Below are 25,478 nucleotides of genomic sequence, written 5' to 3' on the forward strand. Positions count from 1 at the left end.
CCGCCCATTGTTGTCAGATCGTGATATGAGTCACAGCTTGGCAGGACTCCATCCGTTTTTAATAGAGAGAGAAGGAGTGGATAGATATGGCGATAAAAAATATAGCTGTCATCGGTGCAGGCACGATGGGTCAAGGGATTGCCGAAATGCTGGCCTCCAAAGGATTGGATGTCTTTGTAGCCGATCTGTCGGAAGAGAAGCTGAACGAGTCCTTTGCCTCAATTGAACAAAATTTGGATCATCAGCTGTCCCGCTGGGCGCTGACGGTGCAGGAGAAAAAGCTGATCCTTTCCAAGCTCCATAAAACTCTCGATTATACGGCCTTGGCCGACTGCGATCTGGTGATCGAATGCGTGATTGAACAATTGGATGCGAAACGGGAGGTATTCCGGCAGCTGGATACGATTCTTCGTCCGGATGCCATTATTGCAAGCAATACGGCATCACTAAGCTTAACGGAGCTTGGGAACGGGCTTCGCCATCCGGAACGGACGATCGGGCTTCATTTTCTATATCCGGCGGGTAAAATCAATTTGGTCGAAATCGTACGCGGCCTGCGCACTTCGGATGATGCTTTCGTCAGGGTCCGCCGTTTCGTTCAAGAATTGCTGGACAAAACTAGCGTGCAGGTCTATGAGTCCCCCGGTTATGTAACAACACGGCTCATCTGTGTGTTTATCAATGAAGCGCTTCATACGCTGTCCGAGGGTGTCGCCACTGCGGAGGACATCGATACGGCGATGCGGATGGGCTACGACTTTCATTACGGTCCCTTGGAAATGGCCGACCGCTTTGGACTGGACAGTGTTCTGGCTTCTATGGAGTCGCTGTTCCGAGAATACGGGGATCTCAAGTACCGTCCCAGCAGCATGCTGAAGAAGATGGTCCGAGCCGGACATCTAGGTACGAAAACGGGGGAAGGCTTCTTCCGCTATAACGAGAGAGGAGAACGTTTATGAACATTCTGGTAATCAATTCGGGGAGCTCTTCCGTGAAATACCAGCTCTATGATATGAGCACGGAAACATTGAAGGTCAAGGGCCGGATCGAGCGGATCGGATCGGAGTCCGCCCAGCTGGTGCAGCAGGCACCGGGACGGGAGGAATGGAACGAGGTCCGGGAGGTACTGAACCACTCCGCTGCCATCGAGCAGATGATTCGGTTATTGGTCGACCCGATCCTGGGTGTGATCGAGAGCATTCGCGACATTCATGGGGTAGGGCACCGGGTCGTGCACGGCGGAGAGGCTTTTACGGCGGAGGCGCTCATTGACGAGGAGGTTAAGCGGCAAATCCGAAAGCTCTATGATCTCGCTCCGCTTCATAATCCAGCACACATGGTAGGTATTACTGCTGTAGAGCAGCATCTACAGGGAATACCGCAAGCGGCCGTCTTCGATACCGCATTCCATCAGACGATGCCTGCACATGCATACCTGTACCCTATTCCTAAAGTGCTTTACCGGAAGCATGGGGTTCGGCGTTATGGCTTTCACGGCACTTCCCATGAGTACGTCAGCGGGAAAGCGGCGGAGCTGCTTGGCTTGCCTATCGAAGACTTGAAGATGATCATCTGCCACATTGGCAATGGAGCCAGCTGTACCGCCATTGACGGCGGCCGCTCGGTGGATACGAGCATGGGGATGACCCCGCTTGAGGGGTTAATGATGGGAACGCGCTCGGGTGATCTGGACCCGGCCATCCTCCCCTTCCTGATGGTAAAGGAGGAGCTGAGCGTGCATGAGGTGAACTCTATGCTGAACAAACACAGCGGGCTGCTGGCCGTCTCCGGAATCAGCGGAGATGTACGGGAGGTTCTTACCGCTGCTATGGACGGGGATGGGAATGCCCAGCTTGCGCTCGATATGTACGAGTACCGCATCCGCAAATATATCGGTGCGTATACCGCGGCCATGGATGGCATGGACGTTCTGATTTTCACAGGAGGCGTAGGGGAGAACGCCGCCTATATCCGTGAGCGTGTCTGCTCCCGCTTGTCTTATCTGGGTGTGAAGCTCGATCAAGCGCTGAATGCGGTCCGCTCCTTCGAAGAACGCATCATCTCCGAGGATAGCTCCCGTGTCAAGGTCATGGTCATCCCGACCAATGAGGAGCTGATGATCGCCCGGAAAACGTATACCCTCCTGACCGCCGATTCCCCTGAAACGTATGAACTTGAAGCGGTAGGGAAAAGTTAAAGGTCGGGAGGTGTTCGACCTTGGAACAAGACGAAATCAAGCCGGAGTTGTTCCCTACGCCCATTCTCAAGTGCAGGAACCCGGATTGCAAGGCATGGGTGCGAGAGGAGCTGGCTTCTCCGACACGGGAATGCCCTCTCTGCAGGGGGGAAATGCTGAGAAGCTTCAAGCATTTGCCGAAGATCGTCAAAAAGGCGAAATCGACCAAGAAGAAAAAGGAAGAATTCAGCTGGCTTCAATAGCACTTGTTCCTGCAGCCCGGACTATCTTGGATAGCCGGGCTGCTTTTTTCAAGCTGCTGTAACAAATCGATCCTCTGCGTGCTTACTCAGAGCAATTTATTTCAAAATCGCACATTTCTGCAAATATACCACTTTTCATCATCCGGAACTATTTGCGTCGATATTTTGCCATTGCGCTCTTTTAAAGATGCCTATTCTCACAAATCCCATCGGAATCTTACTTAGGATTGAGTTACCGGGCCGTGGTAAGCACCAGACGCATTGTAACGCGATTTTTTCATCTTACAATGGCAGATGAACACATATTTGGTACAGTAAGGTGATTTCATAACGTTACAAGGAGCGTTACCGGGCCATGATAAGCGCCAGACACCCAGTAACGCGATTTTTTCATCTTACGGTCGCAGATGAACACATATTGGGTACAGTAAGGTGATTTCATAACGCTACAAGGAGCATTACAGGGCCGTGATAAGCGCCAGACGCCCTGTAACGCAATCTATATGCCGCAGGAAATCAATTTCGAGGTGTACATTCTCAAAAAAGTTACGCAGCTTGTTTGGTCAAACGGATGTTCATGTTCAAATGACGCATATGTAGACACGTTGTACGGTAGGTAACATAGTTCACGATCGACAAACGCCCGTTTTTTGATCCTTCGTGTAGTGCCCATGCCAAAGTATAATTTCAGATAAGCAAAGACACGTTCAATAGCCGTTCGCTGCTTAAACAATTCGGCAAACTTAATGTGGGGAAGGTTCTCCTTTTTGTTTGCCGAAAAACCTTATTCCACATGGGCTTTCTAATTATGAAATTGACTTCTTTAGCACCTTTGCAATGCGGAGCAGCAAGCGCGAAAATAACAAAATAACCGGTACGCTGCCTATATACCGTACCGGCTTGATGTCTGCTTATTTATTCTCGACGACCTTTTCTTTCAAATAGCAAACATACGCTTCGTCCCTTACGAGCCAGGCGGCATGGTTTCGCTTCACGAAGCGTTCCGCCTCTTGAAACGAATCGAAGCTGCTTTCCAGCGCCTCCCCGTCCTTCTCCACCTGCCACTTCCCTCCTCTGCTCTTGGAGGGAAATAAGAAGAACAGCTCCTCCTTCCGATTCTCATACAGCGTGCCCCCGTTATGGCCTTTCACGTTAAACCGGTTCTTGAAGGCATCCTCTCTCAGCGGCTCTGAGTCGAACGCCTCCGCTACGTACCTCCGGTACACCTCTTCCGTCAGCTGACAGCCTGCCGCCTTGGCATGGCCTCCGCCGCCGTAGTGACCGGCGATCTCCGATACGTCGACCTCGTCGTGTACGGTTCGAAGACTGACTTTTTTGCTGCCCATATTCATGATGGCGATATAGTCCAGGTGAGGGTAGTCCTTGCCGAGATCGTTCCCCAGCTCCGAGTGATAAGATTCCGCGTGAACGATGCCGACACACTGCTCGTCGATGAACACCTGCACAAGCTCCCGCTTCTTCCGGCGAACATAACGCTCGATCCTCTCCTCCTCCATGTCCAGGATTTTCACCTCGAATTCATCGAAGGAGAACGTGTCTTTGTTTCCTTGCAGCCGCTGAATCATGGTCTCTTCAAACTCATCAAGGGACATCATGAAAAACAAGTCGTTCAGCCTTTTGGCCTTGGTATTCCCCGTCCTGTCCCATTCCCAGGTATCGTATAATCGGACAAGCTCCACAAATTCGTTCAAGCCGGGAGACGGTTTGATCAAACCGTTTTGCTGCAAGTACTCGTATAACAGGGACGTGGCGCAGGCTAGTCTCCCGTCCTCGTATTCCACCACGACGGATGCCCAGCGATGACGATTGAAATGAAGCGCCGATTTATGATGATCCAGCATGCGAAGCTTACCGCCGGAATCGGCGAACTCGTTTAAGGCTCCCTCGACTTTCTCGCCGACTGACAGGTCCGTAATCAGCAGGAAATCGCCCTTGCGTCCCTTTCGTTTCGCCTGCTCCAAATATCGTTCGACCTGGGAGTCTAAGCCGGAGACCGAATTGTAGCGTACCTCCACCTGCTCGCCGAAGGCATATTTGGCCACGATGCCGCAGCCTACTCCGTCCAAGTCGTTATGTGTAAACAGCCGATACATACGCTGCCCTCATCCCCCTTAGCCTGCCTTCAAGTGTTTGTTTTTCCTTTGTGTAAGGTTTCCCTCAGCTTTGTATGTTATTCGGTTTCTGTTCCGATACATGGCGGGAAGCTTGAATGGCGGTTTCGTTCAGCACAAAAAAACAGAGCTAAAGGAAAGAATCTCCTTTAAGCTCTGCTTGTCACTTCAAACCACCAGTTCCTCATCCGTGCCGGCAACAAGCTCTTCCTCGAGCGGAAGCACGGTCTCCTCTTCTGTCAGCAGATGCTCCTTCACGAGACGGCACGCTTGCATCAGGTGATCCGTAAGCCGAGGGAGTATGGGGCGCCTGCGTCCTGCCAAGCACTTATCCGCCTCCTCCAGGAAATATCGGAAGAAGGTGTTGGCAAGCTCGTGCTCATGCTCGAGCATCCACAAGGAGGTGGAAGTGTCCGGCCGATTCGGCAGCTGGAAATATTCCGTTAGCAGCGGAAACAGCTCGTTGTCCTCCCAAACGGAATGTCCGTCCAGCTCGGCCATTAAATTCAGCGTCTGCTCCTTGAGTACGACAAGTTTGGCAAAGTACTCTTCTTCATTCTCCAGCTTCCCGAGTCGCTTGGCTGCCGTCTCAAGCTGCTGAATGGCATCAAACAGGAAGATATGCTCATTGCGAAGACGTTCAAAGGCATACGTAAGATGCGTTGGGTGAAATTGCTCTCGGTTCATCGATACTCAGCTCCTTTAATCAGGTAACGCGCACATGGTCTGATGATGTAGTTGCCCTTGCGGAAGCCGCGATCCCCGATTCGATGACTCCCCGTGCACGCTCCACTTCGCGCTCGCTCGGCGTTTGAACGCCTTCGAGAGGATACGTTTTATTCAGCTGCTGCCATTTGTAGACTCCCATCCGATGATACGGCAGCAGCTCTACCTTTTGGACATTGCTCATGGTGCCTACGAAGCTCCCCAGGGCGAACAAGTCCTCGTAGCTGTCCGTTACTCCCGGAATGAGCACATGACGAATGATGACAGGCTTCCGATGGTCGGACAGCCACTTGGCATAACGCAGAATCCGGTCGTTCGGCTGACTTGTGAGCACCTCGTGCTTCTTGTTGTTCATCTGCTTCAGGTCGAGCAGTACCAGATCCGTAACCTCCATGAGCTCGGCCACATGATCCGTTTCGCAGAAGCCGGAGGAATCCAGGGTTGTGTGAAGCCCGAAGCGCCGTTTACATTCACGAAACAGCTGGGTAACGAACGGTGCTTGCAGCGTCGGCTCTCCTCCCGTTACGGTAATTCCTCCGCCGGACCGGCGGTAATATTCGAGGTAAGGCTCCAGCTCCCGGATGACCTCCTCTACCGTCACCTGACGGCCGCCGCCGGTATCCCAGGTGTCGGGATTATGGCAAAACTGACATTGCAGTGCGCAGCCCTGCATGAACAGAACGAAGCGAATGCCCGGTCCGTCCACCGTCCCGAAGGTTTCTATGGAATGAATTCGGCCTTTCATGAGGGCCACGCCCCTTTCCCTTGCTGTAAAGATGTCCTCTTAGATGGAGCCGTGGAACGTGCGGTTGATGACGTCGAGCTGCTGCTCGCGCGTCAGCTTAATAAAGTTGACGGCGTAGCCGGATACCCGAATCGTGAGCTGCGGATAGTTCTCCGGATGTTCCATCGCATCCAGCAGCTGCTCCCGGTCAAACACATTCACGTTTAAGTGATGACCGCTAGAAGCTGCATAGCCGTCAAGCAGTGCGACCATGTTGCTGATTCTCGCTTGCGGCTCTTTCCCAAGAGCCTTCGGAACGATAGAGAATGTATTCGATATGCCGTCTAGGCTGTGCTCGTACGGAAGCTTCGCCACGGAGGCCAGTGACGCCAATGCCCCTTTGCGGTCGCGTCCATGCATAGGGTTCGCTCCCGGCGCGAACGGTTCTCCCGCCTGGCGCCCGTCCGGTGTGCTGCCGGTCTTTTTGCCGTAAACGACGTTCGAGGTTATGGTAAGTACGGACATCGTCGGCAGAGCATTCCGATAAGGCTTGTGCTTGCGAAGTTTATTCATGAAGCCTTCCACCAGCTCGATAGCAAGGTTATCCACTCGCTCGTCATTGTTGCCGTATTGCGGGAAGTCGCCTTCGATTTCGAAGTCGACGGCGAGTCCCTTCTCATTGCGCACCGGACGCACCTTCGCATATTTAATCGCGCTCAAGCTGTCCGCCACTACGGATAAACCGGCGATACCGCAAGCCATCGTGCGCAGAATCTCTCTGTCGTGCAGCGCCATCTCGACACGCTCGTAGCAATATTTGTCATGCATATAGTGAATCACATTCAGCGTGTTCATGTAGAGTCGGGCCAGCCAATCCTGCATGACGTTGAACCGGGCTTTCACTTCCTCATAGTCAAGTATATCCGAGGTGATAGGGGCAACTGTCGGTCCAACTTGAATGCCCAGCTTCTCGTCTATACCGCCGTTGATGGCATAAAGCAGCGCCTTCGCCATGTTCGCGCGAGCTCCGAAGAACTGCATTTGCTTTCCGATTCGCATAGCGGATACGCAGCAGGCGATGCCGTAGTCATCGCCAAAGTGCGGGCGCATGATATCGTCATTCTCATACTGGATGGAGCTTGTTTCAATGGATACCTTCGCGCAATATTTCTTGAAGCTTTCCGGCAGCGACGTCGACCACAGGATGGTCAGGTTCGGCTCGGGAGCCGGGCCGAGGTTGTACAAGGTATGCAGGAAGCGGAACGAGTTGCGTGTAACCCGCGTCTTGCCGTTCAGCCCCATGCCGCCAACGGCTTCGGTTACCCAAGTCGGGTCTCCGCTGAATAGTTCGTTATAATCAGGCGTCCGCAGGAATTTCACGATCCGCAGCTTCATTACGAAATGGTCGATGATTTCCTGCGCTTCCGATTCCGTGAGCGTGCCCTCCTGCATATCGCGTTCAATATAAATATCAAGGAAGCTGGATACACGCCCGAGGCTCATCGCTGCCCCGTTCTGTTCTTTAATCGCCGCGAGATACGCGAAATACAGCCACTGCACCGCTTCCTTCGCATTCGTCGCCGGAACGGAGATATCATAGCCATAGGAGAGCGCCATGCGCTTCAGCTCTTCCAGGCTTCGGATTTGCTCGGACAGCTCCTCGCGGGCGCGGATCACATCCTCTGTCATGGCATCCACTTCCAGCTGGAGGAGATCCTGCTTCTTGTCCGCGATCAGCCGGTTCACCCCATACAGCGCCACTCTGCGATAATCGCCGATAATGCGTCCCCGCCCATAAGCGTCAGGTAACCCTGTGATGATCCCGGCTTTCCGCGCGGCTCGCATCTCTGTCGTATAGGCATCGAATACGCCCTGGTTATGCGTCTTGCGGATTTCGGTAAAGAGCCGCTCCATTTCGTCCGGAAGCTTGTAGCCGTACGCTTCACAGGCATCCGCCGCCATACGGATACCCCCGAAGGGCTGAACGGAACGCTTCAGCGGCGCATCCGTTTGCAGACCTACGATCCTTTCCTTCGACTGATCGATATATCCGGGACCGTGCGAGGTAATTGTGGATACCGTGTTTACGTCGATATCCAGCACGCCGCCCTTCTCCCTCTCCTGCTTCAGCAGCTCCCGAATTTGAAGCCATAAGGCGGTCGTCGCCTCTGTCGGACCGGCCAGGAAAGCTTCATCCCCCTCGTAAGGAGTTAAGTTCCGCTCGATAAACTGGTTGACATCAATACGTTTTTTCCAAGCTCCCGGTGCAAACCCCCGCCAAGCATCGGCTGCCGTGGCTGCTTTTTTTACGTCCGCTTCCTTCATAACCATTGGGACACACCTCCGAATAATGTTCTCTACAAGATCTATGTTATCTTTTTCACGTAGTTCTCTCTATGATTTTTCTCACAGCCGCTTTATGATTTCTATCCTCCGTACAAATAGTTCATTTTCAACGAATCATGCCACGCAAGAAGCTTCTCATACTCCTCCGTCGTCTTGATCGCGGCAACAAAACGGGTGTCAATGCCCTTCTCCTCGAAAGCCGACTGCTGCAGCTCACACCAGAACAGCTGCTTCAGAAGAGCGGATACGGCAACCTCGTCCTTCTCGATCAGCTGCCCGATAGCAGCCGCACAGGAGCGGTCATACACTCCATGGAGCGGATAAGCGCTATGGTTGACCCAAGGGATGACGGCCTCGAAGCCGTCCTGCTTGCGTTCAATAAGCAGCTCCGCAGCCTTTGCTGAAATATAAGGCATATCACAGCCGACGACCCATACATTCGGATGCTGCGCTAAGGTTAAGCCGGCATGCATGCCGCTTAGCGGTCCTTTACCCGGGAAATAATCGGTTATAATCCGAACGCCGCGATCCACCTTCCGCAGGAACGGAATAGGATCATTCGTCACAATAATGATTTCCTTGCAAATCTTCTTCATCTCACGAATTTGCCGTTCTACGAAGGTCATGTTATCCAGCACCAAAAACGCTTTATGCTCCCCGTTCGTCCCCCGATTCCGGCCGCCTGCCAATATGAGTCCGGACATCATATTCGTTCACTCCTCTTCTGCTTGGTTGCCTGATCCTCTCCGGCTGGTGGTTATATTCCTATTACACCACATTTGGCACGCCCGGGCAGTGATATGCGTCACTATAGAGGACGAGAGAGACGAAACGGCAAATCGGCGAACCCGAAAAGAAGGCACGAGCGTTACAGGCTTTGGAATAAAATATTGTTCTCCAGGTGGATATGCTGGAACATATCGGCTTCGAGCTGCTCCAGCTTCTGAAAGGCTACGGTATAAGTTCGGCATGCCCCTTCCGGCAGTGTATAATCGACGGTCACGGCTCGCATCTCCCGCAGCAAACCGCCCGCCTTGTCGTGCTCTGACTCGAGCTCGTCAATAGCACGCAGAGCTTCTTCTTTCGTATTCGCATCACCCGTTGCTTCGTACGCCCGGACCATAGGGAACACCCGCTCCTCCTCCGCAAGCAAATGCTCCTCAAGCTCCTCCCGAAGCTGCTGATACAATGACCTTAGCTTGATCAGCTCCTTATGCGAGGGTCCGTGCACTCTGGCGATTTTCTCTACGAATTCACCCAATAAAGGAAGCTCGGAACGCAGGAAGTCATGATGGACCGCCACAATATGCAAGATCAGCTCGGAACGCGTATAGCGCCGAAAGTCCTGCTGCCGTTCCCTCAGCGCCGCCCGATCGTAGGCATCCTCCAGCTCTTGAAGAACGGTCTGCTCACTCAAGCCGGATTGCTCAAGCACCTCAGCCAAAGGTCTCTGTCCACCGCAGCAGAAATCGATCCGGTGTGCCTTGAACACGTTGCTTGCTCCCGGAAATGCCGTCACAATGCTTCCTACCGTTTCAGTCGCTTGAAATCTCATATAGAACACCCTCCGTTTTAAGTGAATTGGCTTATCTATTACCACTATAACCGTCACGGGAGGATGAGCTTGTGATTTCAAGCACAATCATTTCGACAAAAAAAAGAGAACGGCCTGTTGGGCCGTCCTCTCGGACTGCATGCATACTTACACGGATCGATTGTTTTGCTCGTGAGCTCCGGCATGGTATGTCGGCTGGGTGCTGCCTGTAATATTCTCAGTAGCATTGCTGGATTCTGCAGCCATAGCTTGGTTTTTCTGCTTCATCGACTTGCCTTTAGTCTTCGCCATTTCGTCTCGCCTCCGAATGTACAGGAATGTGATACGAGACGTAGTATCCCCTTACTTGTATAAAATATCGTCTTGAAGTGTGCCCAGCTTGGCCACAATTTGGCCGATGTCCGCCTCTTCCACCCCAAATTCCTTTAAGGTCGCTGTCAAATGGCCGACAATTGCATCAAAATGCTGCGGCTGAAGGTTCATACCTTCATGCGCTTTAGCCATCGACCGGCCCGTGAATTCGTGCCCGCTGCCTAAAGCGTAGCCGATAAACAACGCTTGATGCCGCCGCTGCTTCTCCATGTCCGTTTCACGGAAGAAGCCGTTTACGGTTTCGTCCGCCAGCACCTTCTCATAGAAGGAATCTACGACTTTTTGAATCGTGTCCTGGCCGCCCAGCTTGTGAAATAAAGTTTGTGTCGTCATGTTGTGAGATTCCCTCCTAGTAAAGCAAGCTCGTCCTGCAGCTGCTTAGACCTCTTGGCGTTGCCCTCAGCAAAATTCTGCAGACGCTCTCTCAGCTCGCGATTGTCATGTATCCGTTCAGACGCGAGGGTATATGTACGAAGCAGCTCGGTTTCTGTCTCCATCGTCTGCTGCAGCAGCGAACGCAGCGTCTCCCGGTCGATCCCGCAGCTCTGTTGATGTTGATCGCAATCCATCCGTTTACACCTCCTGTGTCATATTCTGGTCATTGTTCCGAAATATCATACGAGAATACGGCACATAAAAAAGAGACGCCGCTTCGATGAGAAAGCAGCGCCTTTAGGCATGCGTTATTTGTAATGTGTATATGAGCTCCGCAAGACGGTCCTCGGATACCAGCCTAACTCCTTGTTCTACTGAATGCAGCGAAGTCTGATCATATATCGGTATGGAAATATGCTGCGCTTTGTTCAAGCAGCAGATCAGGTGCGTGTGCTCCGGGGAGAGCTTCACATCGTGCAAGGTAAACCGCTTGCCCGGCGCGACCGGATCCTTCCCGGCCACGTCCGTTATCCGAACCTCAGCCTCATGACCGATGAATTCTCTGAGGCGCTCGGTGATGGAGCTTAATTTCTTGGCTTGCATTTCAGCTGACATGGCCCTACGTCCTCCTTGGTGATCACATGAACCCGGTAGCCCTGAAGCCATTCCAGGCAATCGCCGCTTAGACTCTCTTCAAGGCGAACCAGTACTTCTTCCTCGGTGCCCCAGGGGGACAAGCCGTTCGCCTCTGCCGTCACGATATCGAGCCCTTCCTCCATTCGATACGAGGTTGACCAAATGTGTCCCTCGGTAAACATTCTCGACATAGCCTCATCAACCGCACGCTTCATCGGCTCCTTGCGGCTTTCGTGCGAACGGATAAAGCATAAATCGACGAAAAACTCGCTCGGGGCGCTCATGCAGCATCACGCTCCCGCCGATAAATCCATAACGCCAAAGGAAAGGTCAGCACATTAAGCGCGGCAAAGACGAGAACGGTCACATACTTTTCGTAAAAATAGGCATTGACCGCCTGCTGAGTAAACACGATGTTCAGCAGCAGCACGATGCAGAGGAGTATCACGCCCCGGTAGCTACGTTTCATATCGCTTCACCCCTGTTGCATAAATCGCGCCCTGCTCGATGGTCAGCTCAATTTCCGGCAGAGGACGCTTCGGCGGCCCTGCCGTCGGAGCACCGGTTTTGACATCGAAGAAGCCATGATGGCACGGGCATACAAGCTCCGTTTTCTCCTTGCTCCAAAAGACGGGACACTTCAAGTGGGTACAGGCGTTCTGATACGCCTTATACTCCGATTCGCCGAGCCGGATCAATAGAGCGCTCTCGTGCTCCGTAGGATAAGCGAATTCCAGGGCATCTCCGATACCCAGCGCTTTCACCTCCGCCAGCTTGAGCTTCGGCTGGGCCTTCTTTCCAATTCCCGCTAGTTCTTTAGCGGCAATGGCCCCCCAAGGCAAGGTCGATACGGCAAAGACTCCCGCCGCTCCGACCATCGTTTTCATAAACCCGCGCCGGTCCAGCTTACGTTCGCCTTCCTTACGGATGTTGTGTGTATAGTTGTCTTCCTCGAAAGGAATCTTATGATTTTTTGGCTGCTTTTCTTGTTCCACCGGAGAACACCTCCTGGATATTTGTACTTAGAACAGCTTCTGCTTCCCTTGTAGAATGCCCGGGAGGCTGATTTTCACATTCGTTTCTCCTTCAAGCGGATCATACTCCCGGCTGGCCGTCCACTTGCCCAGCTGATGCTGCTCCTTCTTGCGGCGAAGCTCCTCCTCGGTAACCCACTGCAGCGTATTCGTCGGGCATACCGAAGCGCACATCGGCGGAATTCCTTCCTTGGTCCGGTCATAGCAAAGGTCGCATTTGTACATCAGATTCTGTTCGGCATCGAACTTTGGAATGCCGTAAGGACAGGCGATCGTACAGTTCTGGCAGCCGATACATTTCTCTACCAGAGCGGACAGCACCGCTCCCTCCGGAGTGACCTGAATGGCCTGCGCAGGGCAGCTGCGGGCACATGCCGGGTTCACACAGTGCAAGCACATTAGCGGTATCGTTTGGCGGTTCACATAGGGATTGACATCATATACGTAGTTCCGGTTACGCTCATCGTGACCTCCGCACTGCGTGCACGCGGCCAGACAGCTTCGGCACCCGATGCAATTATCCATTTCGATATATAAATATTGCTTCATTGTCCGTTCACTTCCTCTTTGTGAAGCTTCTCGATCTGGGCGGCACACGCTTTGAATTCCGGCATTTTCGACATCGGATCCAAGGCATCGATGGTCAACAGATTGACTGATTCCTCGTGGCCGTAGTGATAAGGAACAAAAACAGTATCTTGACGAATCGCTTCCGTTATTTTCACTTTATATACGGCTTCGCCTCTGCGGGTATACAGGCGGACACGCTCGTCATGCACGATATTGTAGCGGGCTGCCATTTCGGGATGAACTTCAACAAAAGGCTCGGGGCACATATCCTTCAGGAAAGGAATGCGGCGGGTTTGATTCCCCGATAAATAGTGATAAACGACTCTGCCCGTCGTCAGACGCAGCGGATAGAGCGTGCAAGGCTCCTCTGCAGGCGGCCGGTATGGCAGGGCACACAGCTTCGCTCTGCCGTCGGGGTGGTAAAACTTTTTGTCCAGGAACATGTACGGAGTACCCCTATCTTCCTCAGCCTCGCTTCGGCAGGGCCAGAATACGCCGTTCTGCTTCTCAATCTTCTCCCATGTAATCCCGCTATAATCCGCATAACCTCCCTTGGAGGCAAGCCGGAATTCATCATTCACCTTCCGGGCACTTTGCAAATGGCGGAAATAATGCCCGCGGCCAAGACGCTCGGCAAGCTCCACCTGGATCAGCCAATCCGGCTTGGATTCGCCGATAGGCTCCTGTGCCTTATTGATCTTAATGCAACGTCCTTCCAGGTTAGTAACGGTCCCTTCATCCTCGGACCAAGTGGTAGCCGGCAGGACGACATCGGCGAATTCCGCCGATTCCGACAGGAAGAAGTCGCAGCATACCATGAAATCCAGCTGACGCAGCGCGGAACGGACAAAGTTCTGATTCGGTGCGGATACGGCCGGATTCGAGCAGAGCAGGTACAAGCCGCGAATCGTTTTGTCCATCATCAGCCCGAACATTTCCTGCGCAGAGACGCCCGGCTGCGGCATTTCCTCCGGAGTGATGCCCCAGACCTTGCATACCTCCTCCACGTGCTTCGGGTTGACAATTTTGCGGTAGCCTGGGAGCGCATCCGCCTTCTGCCCGTGCTCACGCCCCCCTTGGCCGTTGCCTTGGCCCGTGAAGGTTGCTACGCCGGACTTCGGTCTTCCGATTTTGCCGGTAACGAGCGCCATATTCGTATAAGCGGACACGTTATCCGAGCCCTTATGCTGCTGCTCGATGCCGCGGGCAAACATGACAACGGCGTTTGGAGCCTTGCCGTAGATTTCGGCAGCTCTTATAAGCTTCTCCGGGGCTACACCCGTAATCTCGCTCGTATATTCAGCCGTGAAATCCTGAACCACCTCTGCCATGTCCTCGAAGCCGTTCGTATGCTCCTTCACGAAGCTTTCGTCGATATGGCCGTTCTGAATGAGGAGATGGACCATACAGTTGGCCAGGGCCAAATCCGTGCCGGGGCGAAGGTCAAGATGAACATCGGCGCGCCTCGCGATGGGGGTTTCCCGCGGATCCGCTACAATCACGTAACCGCCCCGGTTTTGAACCTCCCATATGCGGAACATGGAGGTGGGATGGCATTCCGCCGTGTTGCTGCCGGCGATGAACAAGCAGTCTGTTTCGTGCAGATCGGTCCATGGCAGGGTCGAACCCCGATCTACGCCGAAAGAACGCATGAATCCCGCCGCCGCACTGGACATGCAATAGCGTCCGTTGTAATCGATATAACGGGTCTGCAGAGCAACCCGGGCGAATTTGCCGGTCAGGTAGCATTTTTCATTCGTCATGGAGACGCCGCTGAATACAGATAACGAATCCTTGCCGTAGCTTCCTTGAAGCTCCAAGAAGCGTCGGGCGATCAGATCGAAAGCTTCCTCCCAGCTTGCTTCACGGAATCCGTCCTTCGTCCCTTTAAATGCCGCGTTATCCCGGATTAACGGCCTGAGCAGCCTGTCCTTGTGGTTCGTTTGCTGATAAGCAGTAACTCCCTTAGGGCACATTTTACCTAGGGTAACCGGCCATTCGTATCTCGGCTCCACCCCGATGATTTGATTCGTATGCGTATTGACTCTCAGGTTCATCCCGCACTGCATACCGCAATAGGAGCAATGCGTCGGGATTAATTTTTCACCTGGATGCGTCTTGTTCTCGATGTCTTTAAAAAATTTATCCTTTGGCATTCTGATTCGCCTCCTTATGACGGATTTCGTGGGTTGGAATCCCGCTGAAGCGGGCGATTCGATACTTGCGTCGGCAAGGCAGACACAGCTCTGCGAGATGGTGTCCTTCCGGCGTTTGGAATTCGATTTCATTCTGCTTCAGCACGGAAATCACATCCTCCGACTGCTCTCCCGAGACGAAGCCGCTGCCGCACACCTTGCAGGATTTCATCTGCTGTGCACCGTAGTGCTCGCGATAGTTCCTCGCCAGCACGCTCATCGGACGAAACGGAATGTGAGCCAGCTTGCCGAAGGGCAGATAGATCAGTGTGACGATCACCGACCACTGATGAATAAGCGACATCACCGGATGGCCGAAGCCGTGCAGGAATACGTTGCTGAAGGTCAGCATAAGCCCTGTGATGCTAATGAATAATAGGAGATACAGCGGCAGGAAGTCATAAACAAACGACTGCTCCGCACGCGCCTGCATATGCTTCAATCTGCGGTACAGCGCCATGGCTACACCGGCTATCACCATCATGGCTGTAATATTAAGCGCGTTGTAAAAGAGAAAGGCGATGATGCCGTCGGCCTTTACCTTCATCAGGTCGATTCCGAAGAATACGACGGTATAGAGGCCGTTATCCGACATGGTAAAATACATCCAGCCGAATACCAAGGGGAACGTTACGAAGCAGGACAGGATACAGCCCCAGCCGAGCAGCACGTGCTGAGTCCATCGATACCAGCTCCGGTTCCAGATAAACCGGTAGGTCACCAAATGTTCCACCGAGGTTTGCGGTGTGCTTTTGCGGAACAGCAGCTTCATCCCTTTCTTTAGGATCAGCTTCGTCGGCGGCCGCTCCGCCCAAGCGATGAAACGGTAGAAGAACCCTCCGATAAAAACCACTGTACCGACCATATACCCGTATAAGGCCAAGTCAATATGAGTAAACATGCGGGAGCCAATATACATAAGCAGAATCATCCCGCAAACCGTCATGAACATCATCCTTGCATATTTCGATGCGAACGCTCGGTCCATTGTTCATTCTCCTTTGTTCCTTTGTCTGCTGTTATTAGACCACATTCCATAAGGGAGCAACTATGATTAAGATCACTGCAAATTTGGGAATACGGGATTTTCCTACAAATGGAGACAAAAAAAGAACATGCTTCCTGCAATGGAAGCATGCCCTGTGAAGCCGTTTACTAGGTTGTAATCAATCCGTACGAACCGTCGTTGCGTCGATAAACAACCTCCATACGATTCGTATCTTTGTTATGGAACAGATGGAAGCTGTGGTCCAGCAGATTCATTTCCAGTATTGCCTCCTGCACGTCCACAGGCTTGAGGTTAATTTTTTTAACGCGAAGCAGCTCGAAGTTTTCTTCCTCCTCCATAGCTGCCGAACGCACCGTTTCGGACTGGACCGGTTGCGTCCGGAGGCTGCCCTGGGTGCGCAGCTTACGCTGGACCTTTTCTTTATATTTACGCAGACGGCGCTCCAGCTTGTCGGCCACGAGGTCGATCGAAGCGTACATGTCCTGCTGCTTTTCTTCGGCGCGATACACCATGCCATGATACGGTATGGTCACCTCAACAACTTGTTGATGTCTATGACCTAGAACCGATATGGTCACATGAATCTCGACTGGCTCCTCGAACCACTCCTGAAGCGCTCCCACCTTGCGTTCGATGTATTCCTTAAGGGCAGGGGTTACCTCTAATTGTTTCCCGTGAATGATCATACTCATGGCAATCAGCTCCTTAAGAGAAGAAATAGTCTACGTCCGTCAATACTTGGTCAGACAAAGGATAAACCAGCTGTTCCTCCATAGCGAGGTGTCCGCTCAAGATCCGGCAGGCCTGAAGCAGATGCTCCGCTACACTTTGCAGCTGCCGCCGTTCTCCGGGGGAAGCCAGGTCTTCCACAGCGTCGATGAAGGAATCCATATAGGCCTCCGCCAAGTCATGGTCTTTCTCCAATACCCAAAAGGAAGGAACCATAGACGGACCCATGCTTAGATCGAAATATTCATGAAGGAACGGGTATAGGACCTGCTCCTCCCAAGAGGAATGCCGGTTCATTTGGGTCATTAATTGCACCGTATCGACCTTTAGATCGCGCAAGGCTTTAAGCTGCTCCTCCGTATCGCGGGATAATGCAGCTTGACGAGCCTTTTCTTCCAAGGCTTGAATTAACAGCTTTAATTGCTCATGCTCTTCTATTAGCTGCTGAATGGCATGATACAGCTCCGTAGGATGAGCAGGCTCAGACAACGGTTCCTTCCACGGGACAGCGGTTTTCATGACAAACGACCTCCTATGCTTGCTGGCTTTGCGTTTGTTTCTGATTTCATTGTAGCTCTGCGGGCCACCGTTAGCTGTGCATTTTATCACAAAGTCCAGTCATCCTTTTTTTTACATTGAACCTGTGATTTATTTAACATCGGGGTTTTGAAAGCGTTGATACAATGTGTCCATACAAATCGAGGAGGTCATTACGTATGGCACGTATCGCTGATTGGAATCCGGAGAACATCGTATTTTGGGAGAAAACAGGCAGGAAGGTTGCGAATCGAAACCTGCTAATCTCCGTATTTTGTTTGATTCTGGCGTTTATCGTATGGCAAATCTGGTCCGTTGTCGCTACAAGGTTGAATGATGTAGGCTTTCAGCTAAGCAAGAACGAGCTGTTTACCCTTGCTGCTCTTCCCGGCCTGACGGGAGCTACCTTCCGTCTCTTCTATACCTTTATGCCCGGACTGCTTGGCGGCAAAAAATGGACCATTATCAGTACATCCCTGCTGCTGATACCGGCGGTCGGGATCGGGTGGGCCGTTCAGAACCCTGACACTCCGTTCTCTGTGCTTGCTTTGCTTGCAGCATTGTGCGGACTGGGCGGCGGCTGCTTGTCCTCTTCCACCGCAAACATTAATCCGTTCTTCCCTAAAGCCAAGAAAGGGACGGCGAATGGAATCAACGTGGGAATCGGAAATCTGGGAGTTAGTGTCGTACAATTCGTAACGCCGCTCATCATAGGCGTCGGCTTCATCGGAGCGATGACCGGCGGTCCGCAAATCATGAAGAACGGTTCGGAGATTTTCCTGCAAAATGCAGCTTTCGTATGGGTCATTCCCATTATCTTGGCAACCCTGTTAGCGATCTTCGGCATGGATAGTTTACCGAACTCGGGCCAAAGCGTGAAGGAGCAGCTGGCTGTTCTGAAGCACAAGCATACCTGGGTGATGACATGGCTGTATGTGATGTGCTTCGGCTCCTTCATCGGGTATGGCGCCGCCTTTCCGCTGCTCATCCGCTCTGAATTTCCTGAGATCAATGCGGCACAGCTCGCTTTCCTTGGGCCACTGGTCGGGGCGGCGCTGCGCCCGGTGGGCGGTTATATCTCCGATAAGCTCAACAGCGGAGCGAAGGTCACCTTCTGGACAACCATCGTAATGGTTGCAGCAACGGCCGGCGTCGTCCTATTCTTGAACACGCATCAATTTACAGGCTTCCTGCTGATGTTCCTGATTTTATTCGCCGGCACGGGGATTGCCAACGGATCTACGTTCCGCATGGTACCCTTCATCTTTGAGGGTAAGCAAGCCAGCTCCGTCATGGGCTTGATCGCGGCATTGGCTGCTTACGGGGCCTACTTTATTCCGAAAATCTTCGGTTGGTCCCTTGATACGACCGGCTCGGCGAACACAGCGCTCTATATTTTCATCGTGTATTATGCCGTCAGTATTGCAGTATGCTGGTATTGGTATTCAAGAAAAGGCGCTGAAGTGAAGTGTTAATATAAGCAAAAAGGACGTGTTCCCGATACATCCGGGCACGTCCTTTTGTTTTTCGTCCAGGTTCTTCCTATTCCTCAATAACTAGTATCCCCGCAGCAATGGACCAGTAAAAGGCCACCATTCCGGCAGCAAACAGTACGGACCAAAGCGCCCCCTGCCCTTTGTACCCTTGGAAAAATCGAAGAAACGCCATACTAAACAAAATACCAAGCACTACGATAATCAACAGTAGTTGAATCACGAAGCAGACACCTCTCTTTACGGGTTTTCCCTAGTAACCCTTATTGTAGCATGAATTTTTCATCCTGCTCTATTGGTCACCAATTCGTAACAAAGTATCGCGCCTCCCGATTTCGCATGAAAAAAAGTTTTACAGAATCCATGTTTTTGTGAAATACTCCACAGTCTTTTTCCAGTCCCCTAGGTATAATGATTCATATAAAATATAGGTCTGGAGTTTGATGTAAATGGAACTGAACTTAGGTTGTCGTACTTGTGAATTTCATAAAAACGGTCTATGTACCAGTCATAAATCGGAAATCGGATACTTAGGAAGAATCGACAGATCGGAAGAGGAAATGAAGTGCTGGTCGATGTCGCTGGAATATTTTGCAACGCTGGTGTCCACCTTGCCTTTGAAGGATCAAAAGCTGATCCGCCAAGATGAGCATGTCACCGTTTATGAGCTTTTGGAGAGGGTAGAGACAGGAGCATGGAACTCAAAGGTTCTCAGGCGCTGGGAGGAGGCGCAACAGCCGCGGGAGAAATCTTGGGACATCGCTTATGATTATCATCCTTACGATTGCCATCCTTTTGTTTAAAAAAACCGCCGGTGCCTAAGCTCCGACGGTTTTTCTTCGGATAATCTACGAAAAATGACATTGCTGTTCTACCTGCTGCAGCTGCTGCTGTGCCTGTAAAAGCTGTTCATTGCTTGACTTCTCCAGCTGATTCGCCTGCTGGGTTGCCTGCACGGCCGCCTCCACCTTCTGCTGCGCCCCGTACAATTCCTGCTCCGCTTGGGCAAGCTGCTGTGCAGCAATATATTGCTGCTGCTTCGCTTCTTGGGCGCATTGCTGCATTTGCTGTACAAGCTGGGACGCCTGCTGCGCTTGATGCATCATTTGTTGTGCGTGCTGAAGCACTTGATCCGCTTCCTGCTGCACTTGCTGAGCCAGCTGTTCGGTGTTGATGTTCGTTACAGCCGCCGGCTGCTTAGCAACCGATGCACTCGCCGCTGCGCTTGCCATGGATGCTTGCTGCGAGACCTGCGAAGCCACTAATGCCTGCTGCTGCGCTTGCTGTGCCTGCTGTTGCGCTTGCTGAGCCAGCTGCTGCGCCGACGCAGCCTGTGTTGCTGCTTGTTTGGCTTCAGCCATCTGAAGCTGGGCAGGTAAAGCCGAAGCTGTCGACTTCGTTTGCGTCGCAGACGGGGCAGGTAATGCTGCTGTTGTCGAAGCAGACGGAGCTGCCGACGTGTTTGTTTGCGCAGCAGCTGCCGGGGCCGACTTAGCGGTTGGGGCTGCAGCGGCAGCGGACATCGCTGTCGGCGCCTGATTTACAGGTTGCTTCGACCCGCCCGTTTGTTGCCCGGCTTGAGGAGATTCCTTGGTTGTCGTAGACATGGACGAACACCTCCTAAGGATTTAGAACAACACCCTTAGGATTCAGTAAAACGTTCCGGCTTATACTATGAAAAACTTTCGGCATAGACCTCGCGCCGCCTAATGTATACTGCCATCCGTCGAACGTAATACTGTAGTCAGCCAGTCGTATGAATAACGTCCCTTAATCTCATGCTTGCCTTCGAAAATGTCAAAAGCAAACCTCTCCCCTGCCTCAAGCTGAGTATACAAGGATCTCAGCTTGCTAATGACTTCCTTGACCGTCTCTGCAGGAAACAAATGGTCCTCATCCCCTGACTCGATGAATAGTGGTCTGGGAGCCAGTAAAGCCAGCAGGTCCGGCATTTCGGCATACGGAAGCACACCGGGAATATAGTTGTCCAGACAGTGCCGCCGCGCCAGGATACTGCTCTCATACGTGTTCGGATACCCGCAAAGTACCGTCGCTTTCACCCGGTCATCGACCGCCCCATGCAAGGAAGCCACCATACCTCCGCCGGAGAAGCCCATGCCGCCGATACGCTCCGCGTCCACCTCCGGGCGGGCAGCCAAGTAATCGACAGCGCGTCTTGCTTCGTATACCCGCAGTCCGGCGATGGTTTTGCCCGCAAGGAGCAAAGCGGCCCCAATGGAAAAGCAGGAGTTGCCTATCCCGGGATCCTGCGCCAAGTCCTGCTGCAGCTTCCGGTCTCCGAAGCCGACGATCTCCGGAAGCAGAACAACCACGCCGCGCTTCGCCAGCTCCAGAGCAAAATCGTTGTGAATGCCAGGGGCTCCTTCCCGGACTGAACCGTCCGTCAGCAAACCTACCGATTCGCGGCTGCCATACCCGTGCCCGTGCCAAGCAAGAACGGCCGGCAATCGTTTGCCTTCCGTCGCTTGCGGAAGCACTACATATGCAGGGACGCGAAGCCCTTCGGCGGTCGTGTACTCGACGCGCTCGCGCACCAATCCGTGCTCCGGCAGCTCTACCCGCTCCAGCAGCTTCGGAGCCAGCTCGCCGCTTACTTTAAATTCACCGAGGAGTTCGCCCAGCTTCGCCCGCAGCCGAGTCCGTCGTTTGTCCCACGGCTCGTCCAACAAACGTTTGCGCTCCTGCTCCTGCTCTGCATACAGCTTTTTCAAAAATTCATCAGGATGCCACATGCGATCCATCACCTACCCCAGCTTCACGGTTTCCAAATAAGCGGCGTCGCCTGCACGATCCCCGCTAATGCGAAGATCTTCTACATCCTGTGCGAGTACGACAGGGGTAGAAGCATGACGCTTCTTCATTCGCAGCCCGTCGATATCTACATCGCTTACGTTTTCCAGCATCAACGCCGGTCCCTGGCGCGTCTCCACCTGTACCTGGTGCAGCTCCAGACCTTTTACGTGCTTCACGAGAATACCGTCCCCCGCCATCACACGCTCTTCCCGAACCATATCCGGTTCGCCGCCCTTCTCCTGCGGATCCGTTGTGGTCTCTAGCGTCACGTGGCGAAGCACGACATTCTCAATCGGCTGCTCCGGCAAGCCGTAAATAAATCCGGCTGAGGCCAAACAGTTTTTCGCCAAAATTTCGCTGATATAAATATTTTTGATCACCGGAGTCGCCTCCGTAATCGGAACGGCATTAGGGCTTGTCATCAACGGGTTCGATTCGTCCACACCATGCTTGTAGAAGCCGTTGATCGCCAGCGGACACAGAACATCCTGCATGAAGATGTTGCTGATCCGAACGTCCTCTACGCCACCGCCGCGTTGACGGTTCGTTTTGAACCGAATGCCCCGGTCCGTGCCGATAAAGATGCAATTTGAGATGACGATCCGGCGAATGCCGCCGGCCGTCTCGCTGCCGAATACGACCCCGCCATGCCCGCGCAGCATCGTACAGTTCGTAACGGCGACGTTCTCGGTCGGCCGGCCCACGCGGCGCCCGTCCTCATCGATACCGGATTTCAAGCACAAGCAGTCGTCACCTACGTCAAAGTGGCAATCCGAGATGCGTACATTAGAGCAGGAATCCACATCCAAACCGTCGCCGTTCGGCGTATCCGCAGGGTTTTTGATGGAAACGCCGCGCATGTTGACCTGATCGCAATAGACAAGATGCGTATTCCAGAATGGAGAGTTTTGCAGGGTGACACCTTCCAGCACGACTTGCTCGCAATCCAGGAGCTGCAGCAGCGCCGGACGGAAAAATTGAGAATCCCATTCCACAATATTACTTTTGACGGTGGTTCGTAGGGTATGGTTCAGCTCGAGAAGCTGCTCACGTACGGAGGACACAGGCAGCACCTTCTGATACCTCAGTTCCCGGTAAGCTTGCCACCAGGCTTGCCCTTGACCGTCGATTATGCCTTCGCCCTTAATCGCAACCTGCTTCAGGCCCACTCCATAAATCAACGGCTTATAGCCGAAGCACTCATAGCCCGACCAGCGAGTACGAACCGCCGGATAGCTGTCGAAGTCGTCCTTGAATTTCAGTACGGAGCCTGATTCCAGATACAAAGTCATGCGGCTCTTCAGCTCAATTGGACCTGTAAGGAATGTACCGGCGGGAACGAACACCGTTCCTCCCCCGTTCTGCTCGCAAGCGTCAATAGCCGCTCCAATAGCTGCCGTGTTATCGAAGGTACCGCCGGGTACCGCCCCATATTGCGTAATATCGTAAATCGCCATTTAGTTATTAGCCTCCCTAAGATCAATCAGTTGATTTACCGCCAGCTGGGTAGCCATTACCAAAACAAGTATCCATGGCATCCAGGCTGTACCGAGATAGGTCGAAGCGAGCATGAACAGCACAACGCCTATCGCCCGTCCCATATTAATAGATGTTTCACGAACGACCACCGCTTCGATGCGATAGTGCGGCCCCAGAGGCAGCTCGCCGCTCATCCGGTAATAATGCGCCGTGAAGACATTGGTTTGCAGCGGCTTCACAAAGGAATACACACTCATAAACAAAATCACCGTTACTAACGAAATTCCCCACAGCAGGGGCACTGACGAGACGAGAAAGCCCCAAGCGGAAAGCCACAGGAAGAGGCGAGTTTGCTCCGCTTTCGCTTTTTTGGCCAAGAAATAACCTGATAAAATCATAATGCCCGTAAACGCCATGTTCATCCAGCCGACGAAGCTCTCCTTCGGCACGGCTTGATACAGGATAATCGTGGGCATATAGCTCATGATCCCCTGCGGCAATCCCATGACGAACCAGCCGGCAAGTGAACGGCCGAAGATCGAATATTTCCTCATCATTTGGCCTGTGTATTTTAAATAATATGCTTTATGGTGAGATGGAGATTTCTTCAGCTTCAGGCTGACGAGCGAAGCAAGGAAAAACATCAGGAACGCAAGCAGGTAGATGTACATATACCCCTGCAGACCCTCGAAGCTTCCTATCAGCAGCCCAGCCACAGCCGGTCCGGCCAGTGTCGCCACATTCGTAATGATCTGATTCCAGCCCAGGTATTGGTGCCGGTTCTCATTGTTGGTCACTTCGCTGATTAGGGTAAAATGCCCGAGCCAATAAAATGCATTCGACACGCCGCGAAGCAGTGCGAATACAACGAAATAATCCACCATGCGTTCTTGAACGATAAGAATTCCGAGATATAACACCGCGGTCAGAAAAATGCCCAAGCGGTAGGCCAGCAGCCGGTCCCTCAGCTTCGCAACCTTCCCTATGTAAATCGTTGCAATCGGACCGCTGAGCAGCATGATCAGGTTGAAGGCGCCGTTGATCCATAGGTCATTGGTGAGCCGCCATAAATACACCGTAAGAAAAACGGACGACAAGGCATTCCCGAATTGAAAGATACCGTGGTTCAGCTGGGTAATCAGCGCCTCGTTGAGGAAGCGCCGATCGATGCTCTTACGATTCATAGCCTACAGCTCTGTACGGTAACGGCCAAACAGCTTTGCCGGCACCGTCAGCTGCGGCTGCTTGAAGCCGGCCAGCTCATGGAGCAGCACCCGGATCCAGATCGCCTGCGTTCCTGCGTTCATATCTCCTTCGACAAGGCCCAGTCCAAGCGGCACGGCAATCGGCATTTCCGGGTAATATTCCCCTTTTTTCACCTGTGCCACGTTAGGCGCAACCGGGGAATGGTCAAGCTCGCGGGAGAAGCCGCCGTCTGCTCTTTTCAGCCGCTTCATATTGCGCACCGTAGTCTCAGCGATTTCCGCCATCTCGTCGTCTGTAATCGTTACCGACATTTCCGAGAGCAGGTCGATCGGGTTCCGAATATAACACATATCCTTCGCTTCATCATTGCGCAGCGTATAGAGAAGGCTCTGATACAGCTCGGCGGCACGCGGAAGCTTTACCTGAAACCGGTTGTAGAACGTATGGAGCTTGAACGACCCGGAAATCTGCACGTACCGCGAGCCTTCGCCCCATAGTCCGGATTCCTTGTCTTGGATGCTGTCGAAGTAAGTGAAGGCCTCCTTCAAGAATGCCTCCTGCTCGGCTCCTTCCAGCTGACCGATGTAAGGCGCCGAGTTGCAGAGCCGGTCGCAGCCTCTCCAGCTGTTCGCAAGACTAATGCTTCGAAGCCATTCCGCATAAGCCTGGGGTGATTTCATGTACGCGGGAGCCGCATGCTGCTGGCTCGGAAGCGGATAGAGCGGCTGAGCACCCAGCTTTCGAAGGGAGTTCACCGAATAAGCGATTGCCCTGCCCACCATCACCTCATCGAGTCTCATATTCGGATCTTCATCGTAGAAGTACCCGGTAGCCGGATCCTGCTTTCCCTGATAGAACTGGGTTGCTTTCGTTTTGAACGCCTCGTCCCATTTGGGGAGAAACTCGCAGCGCTCCAGAATGTTGATCGCTTGCGAGGTCGACTCGATGTCGGGAATGAACTTTCCCGAGCTCTTAGAGCTTTGCGCATAGAAAAAGCCGCCGCTCTTCGGGTCGTACTGACCTTCCAGCCAATCAAAATATCCTTCGAACAAGTCATCCAAATCGTTAAAAATGGTGTGCAGGCGTTGATTCGCGTTTGACATATGT

The 25,478-nt window shown here is 52.8% G+C and carries 29 protein-coding genes and 1 pseudogene; 5 read left to right on the forward strand and 25 right to left on the reverse strand.

The window, feature by feature from the left end; translation table 11 throughout:
- Positions 1–86: 86 nt before the first annotated feature.
- Genes QMO62_RS11185 through QMO62_RS11195 form a run of 3 tightly spaced genes read left to right on the forward strand, consistent with a single transcriptional unit; the run spans position 87 to position 2,439 of the window.
- Entirely contained in the window at positions 87–959 is an 873-nt protein-coding gene (locus QMO62_RS11185; RefSeq protein ID WP_284641038.1) for a 3-hydroxyacyl-CoA dehydrogenase family protein, read from the forward strand.
- Positions 956–2,197: an acetate/propionate family kinase gene (locus tag QMO62_RS11190; protein WP_284641039.1), complete on the forward strand. Its 1,242-nt coding sequence runs from the start codon at positions 956–958 to the stop codon at positions 2,195–2,197. The genes QMO62_RS11185 and QMO62_RS11190 overlap by 4 nt, the downstream gene beginning before the upstream one ends.
- 20 nt (positions 2,198–2,217) lie before the next feature.
- On the forward strand, positions 2,218–2,439 hold the full coding sequence (locus QMO62_RS11195; RefSeq protein ID WP_284641040.1) for a cold-inducible protein YdjO-related protein: 222 nt from the start codon (positions 2,218–2,220) through the stop codon (positions 2,437–2,439).
- Between the two features lie 546 nt (positions 2,440–2,985).
- On the opposite strand, the pseudogene QMO62_RS33640 reads toward QMO62_RS11195, so the two are convergent.
- The 19 genes and pseudogenes from QMO62_RS33640 to QMO62_RS11285 all read right to left on the reverse strand — a co-directional run.
- Positions 2,986–3,184: pseudogene (locus QMO62_RS33640) on the reverse strand (transposase); the annotation flags it as partial.
- Positions 3,185–3,350: 166 nt separating this feature from the next.
- Complete coding sequence (locus QMO62_RS11200) at positions 3,351–4,553, reverse strand: DHH family phosphoesterase (RefSeq protein WP_284641041.1); 1,203 nt, start codon at positions 4,551–4,553, stop codon at positions 3,351–3,353.
- A gap of 186 nt (positions 4,554–4,739) precedes the next feature.
- The gene (locus tag QMO62_RS11205; protein ID WP_284641042.1) at positions 4,740–5,258 is read right to left on the reverse strand and encodes a hemerythrin domain-containing protein; all 519 of its coding nucleotides are present in this window, start codon (positions 5,256–5,258) and stop codon (positions 4,740–4,742) included.
- Between the two features lie 19 nt (positions 5,259–5,277).
- The gene (pflA, locus tag QMO62_RS11210; protein WP_284641043.1) at positions 5,278–6,042 is read right to left on the reverse strand and encodes a pyruvate formate-lyase-activating protein; all 765 of its coding nucleotides are present in this window, start codon (positions 6,040–6,042) and stop codon (positions 5,278–5,280) included.
- A gap of 39 nt (positions 6,043–6,081) precedes the next feature.
- Positions 6,082–8,352 carry a formate C-acetyltransferase gene (gene pflB, locus QMO62_RS11215; protein WP_284641044.1) on the reverse strand — a complete coding sequence of 757 codons (2,271 nt, stop codon included), beginning with the start codon at positions 8,350–8,352 and terminating at the stop codon, positions 6,082–6,084.
- A gap of 95 nt (positions 8,353–8,447) precedes the next feature.
- Positions 8,448–9,074, reverse strand: a complete 627-nt coding sequence (gene mobA, locus QMO62_RS11220) for a molybdenum cofactor guanylyltransferase (protein ID WP_284641045.1) — start codon at positions 9,072–9,074, stop codon at positions 8,448–8,450.
- Between the two features lie 161 nt (positions 9,075–9,235).
- Entirely contained in the window at positions 9,236–9,922 is a 687-nt protein-coding gene (gene ric / locus QMO62_RS11225; RefSeq protein WP_284641046.1) for an iron-sulfur cluster repair di-iron protein, read from the reverse strand.
- A 147-nt stretch (positions 9,923–10,069) separates the two neighbouring features.
- Positions 10,070–10,213 (reverse strand): hypothetical protein, encoded by a 144-nt coding sequence (locus QMO62_RS11230; protein ID WP_284641047.1) that lies wholly within the window; start codon positions 10,211–10,213, stop codon positions 10,070–10,072.
- A 51-nt stretch (positions 10,214–10,264) separates the two neighbouring features.
- Positions 10,265–10,627 (reverse strand): group I truncated hemoglobin, encoded by a 363-nt coding sequence (locus QMO62_RS11235; protein WP_284641048.1) that lies wholly within the window; start codon positions 10,625–10,627, stop codon positions 10,265–10,267.
- On the reverse strand, positions 10,624–10,863 hold the full coding sequence (locus QMO62_RS11240) for a hypothetical protein (protein ID WP_284641049.1): 240 nt from the start codon (positions 10,861–10,863) through the stop codon (positions 10,624–10,626). Before QMO62_RS11240 ends, QMO62_RS11235 begins: the two co-directional genes overlap by 4 nt.
- Positions 10,864–10,966: 103 nt before the next feature.
- Positions 10,967–11,284: a hypothetical protein gene (locus QMO62_RS11245; RefSeq protein WP_284641050.1), complete on the reverse strand. Its 318-nt coding sequence runs from the start codon at positions 11,282–11,284 to the stop codon at positions 10,967–10,969.
- Positions 11,254–11,589 carry a hypothetical protein gene (locus QMO62_RS11250; protein WP_284641051.1) on the reverse strand — a complete coding sequence of 112 codons (336 nt, stop codon included), beginning with the start codon at positions 11,587–11,589 and terminating at the stop codon, positions 11,254–11,256. Before QMO62_RS11250 ends, QMO62_RS11245 begins: the two co-directional genes overlap by 31 nt.
- Positions 11,586–11,774 (reverse strand): hypothetical protein, encoded by a 189-nt coding sequence (locus QMO62_RS11255; protein ID WP_284641052.1) that lies wholly within the window; start codon positions 11,772–11,774, stop codon positions 11,586–11,588. The genes QMO62_RS11250 and QMO62_RS11255 overlap by 4 nt, the downstream gene beginning before the upstream one ends.
- Positions 11,764–12,300, reverse strand: a complete 537-nt coding sequence (locus QMO62_RS11260) for a Rieske (2Fe-2S) protein (RefSeq protein WP_284641053.1) — start codon at positions 12,298–12,300, stop codon at positions 11,764–11,766. Before QMO62_RS11260 ends, QMO62_RS11255 begins: the two co-directional genes overlap by 11 nt.
- 27 nt (positions 12,301–12,327) lie before the next feature.
- Positions 12,328–12,888, reverse strand: a complete 561-nt coding sequence (locus QMO62_RS11265; RefSeq protein WP_284641054.1) for a 4Fe-4S dicluster domain-containing protein — start codon at positions 12,886–12,888, stop codon at positions 12,328–12,330.
- A complete protein-coding gene (locus tag QMO62_RS11270; RefSeq protein ID WP_284641055.1) occupies positions 12,885–15,065 on the reverse strand; it encodes a molybdopterin oxidoreductase family protein in 2,181 nt (726 codons plus the stop codon). Before QMO62_RS11270 ends, QMO62_RS11265 begins: the two co-directional genes overlap by 4 nt.
- Positions 15,052–16,092 carry a hypothetical protein gene (locus QMO62_RS11275; RefSeq protein ID WP_284641056.1) on the reverse strand — a complete coding sequence of 347 codons (1,041 nt, stop codon included), beginning with the start codon at positions 16,090–16,092 and terminating at the stop codon, positions 15,052–15,054. Before QMO62_RS11275 ends, QMO62_RS11270 begins: the two co-directional genes overlap by 14 nt.
- A gap of 167 nt (positions 16,093–16,259) precedes the next feature.
- Positions 16,260–16,805, reverse strand: a complete 546-nt coding sequence (gene hpf / locus QMO62_RS11280; protein ID WP_284641057.1) for a ribosome hibernation-promoting factor, HPF/YfiA family — start codon at positions 16,803–16,805, stop codon at positions 16,260–16,262.
- Positions 16,806–16,818: 13 nt separating this feature from the next.
- A complete protein-coding gene (locus QMO62_RS11285) occupies positions 16,819–17,361 on the reverse strand; it encodes a hemerythrin domain-containing protein (RefSeq protein ID WP_284641058.1) in 543 nt (180 codons plus the stop codon).
- Between the two features lie 197 nt (positions 17,362–17,558).
- Here QMO62_RS11285 and QMO62_RS11290 point away from each other — a divergent pair, with 197 nt between their 5' ends.
- Positions 17,559–18,854: an MFS transporter gene (locus QMO62_RS11290; protein ID WP_284641059.1), complete on the forward strand. Its 1,296-nt coding sequence runs from the start codon at positions 17,559–17,561 to the stop codon at positions 18,852–18,854.
- A 67-nt stretch (positions 18,855–18,921) separates the two neighbouring features.
- Here QMO62_RS11290 and QMO62_RS11295 read toward each other — a convergent pair whose 3' ends face one another.
- Positions 18,922–19,095: a hypothetical protein gene (locus tag QMO62_RS11295; protein WP_284641060.1), complete on the reverse strand. Its 174-nt coding sequence runs from the start codon at positions 19,093–19,095 to the stop codon at positions 18,922–18,924.
- Positions 19,096–19,321: 226 nt separating this feature from the next.
- Between QMO62_RS11295 and QMO62_RS11300 the strand changes: the two genes are divergently transcribed.
- Entirely contained in the window at positions 19,322–19,675 is a 354-nt protein-coding gene (locus tag QMO62_RS11300; RefSeq protein ID WP_284641061.1) for a hypothetical protein, read from the forward strand.
- Between the two features lie 45 nt (positions 19,676–19,720).
- On the opposite strand, the gene QMO62_RS11305 is transcribed toward QMO62_RS11300, so the two are convergent.
- The 5 genes from QMO62_RS11305 to QMO62_RS11325 all read right to left on the reverse strand — a co-directional run bounded on the left by QMO62_RS11305 (position 19,721) and on the right by QMO62_RS11325 (position 25,474).
- On the reverse strand, positions 19,721–20,479 hold the full coding sequence (locus QMO62_RS11305) for a hypothetical protein (RefSeq protein ID WP_284641062.1): 759 nt from the start codon (positions 20,477–20,479) through the stop codon (positions 19,721–19,723).
- Positions 20,480–20,578: 99 nt separating this feature from the next.
- Positions 20,579–21,634 carry a dienelactone hydrolase family protein gene (locus QMO62_RS11310; protein ID WP_284641063.1) on the reverse strand — a complete coding sequence of 352 codons (1,056 nt, stop codon included), beginning with the start codon at positions 21,632–21,634 and terminating at the stop codon, positions 20,579–20,581.
- A 3-nt stretch (positions 21,635–21,637) separates the two neighbouring features.
- Complete coding sequence (locus QMO62_RS11315) at positions 21,638–23,143, reverse strand: glycoside hydrolase family 28 protein (RefSeq protein ID WP_284641064.1); 1,506 nt, start codon at positions 23,141–23,143, stop codon at positions 21,638–21,640.
- Positions 23,144–24,349, reverse strand: a complete 1,206-nt coding sequence (locus tag QMO62_RS11320; RefSeq protein WP_284641065.1) for an MFS transporter — start codon at positions 24,347–24,349, stop codon at positions 23,144–23,146. It abuts the gene before it with no gap.
- A 3-nt stretch (positions 24,350–24,352) separates the two neighbouring features.
- Positions 24,353–25,474 (reverse strand): hypothetical protein, encoded by a 1,122-nt coding sequence (locus QMO62_RS11325; protein ID WP_284641066.1) that lies wholly within the window; start codon positions 25,472–25,474, stop codon positions 24,353–24,355.
- Between the last annotated feature and the right edge of the window lie 4 nt (positions 25,475–25,478).

This window comes from Paenibacillus silviterrae (genome assembly GCF_030167925.1).
Taxonomy (GTDB): domain Bacteria; phylum Bacillota; class Bacilli; order Paenibacillales; family NBRC-103111; genus Paenibacillus_G; species Paenibacillus_G silviterrae.